Consider the following 1,063-nt stretch of genomic DNA (forward strand, 5'->3'; position numbering starts at 1 on the left):
ATTGCAGAAGCTGCTTACGGGCATCAAAGTTGTTGCCTTCCACACGCTTCTGTGAAGATTCGACCGCTCTTGAAACCATCTTGCTCTGTATCGGCGTCGAATCGTCCATTCCGAAGCGGTCAAGCATCGCCATCGTCCGCTCTGCGCCGAAGCGTTTCATTAATTCATCTTCCATGGACAGATAAAATTGGGTGATACCAGGGTCCCCCTGACGGCCTGAACGTCCGCGCAGCTGGTTGTCAATCCGCCGTGATTCATGGCGTTCCGTACCGATGACGGCCAGTCCGCCAAGCTCTTTTACACCTTCGCCAAGCTTGATGTCCGTTCCGCGGCCCGCCATGTTGGTCGCGATGGTGACCGCGCCTTTTTGCCCGGCATCTTCGATAATCTGAGCTTCCCGCTCATGGTTTTTCGCGTTCAACACTTGATGCGGGATTCCTTTATTTTTAAGGAGCCTTGATATCAATTCAGATGTTTCAACCGCAACCGTACCGACAAGTACCGGCTGTCCGACCATATAGCGCTGGGCGACATCCTCTGCAACAGCTTTAAATTTTCCTTCCATGGTCCGGTAAATTAAATCCGGTCGGTCATCGCGGGCAATCGGCTTGTTGGTCGGAATCGTAACAACCTGCATGTTGTAGATGTTGCGGAATTCTTCTTCTTCCGTTTTTGCGGTACCCGTCATTCCGGCCAATTTTTCATACATTCGGAAATAGTTCTGGAAGGTGATCGTCGCGAGCGTCATGCTCTCATTTTGGATCTCAAGGCCTTCCTTCGCTTCAATGGCCTGGTGAAGTCCGTCGCTGTAGCGGCGGCCTTTCATCAAACGGCCTGTAAAAGAGTCGACGATAACGACCTGACCGTCTTCGACGACGTAGTCGACGTCTTTATGCATCGCCGCATGGGCTTTCAGCGCCTGGGCAATATGATGGTTTAAGGCGACATGGCGGACGTCAAACAAGTTTTCGATGCCAAATGCCTTTTCAGCTTTTGTCATCCCCTCTTCAGTCAGCTGAACGCCTTTTGTTTTCACATCGTATGTGTAGTCCTGATCCGCTTT

1 protein-coding gene is annotated in these 1,063 nt (G+C 51.4%); it reads right to left on the reverse strand.

Going from position 1 to position 1,063, the window contains the following annotated elements:
* Window positions 1-1,063 (reverse strand): preprotein translocase subunit SecA (locus ACWHAR_RS22965; protein ID WP_452087932.1); only part of this gene is annotated, 1,063 nt, incomplete at both ends.

The organism is Bacillus sp. LR--39, from assembly GCF_053613335.1.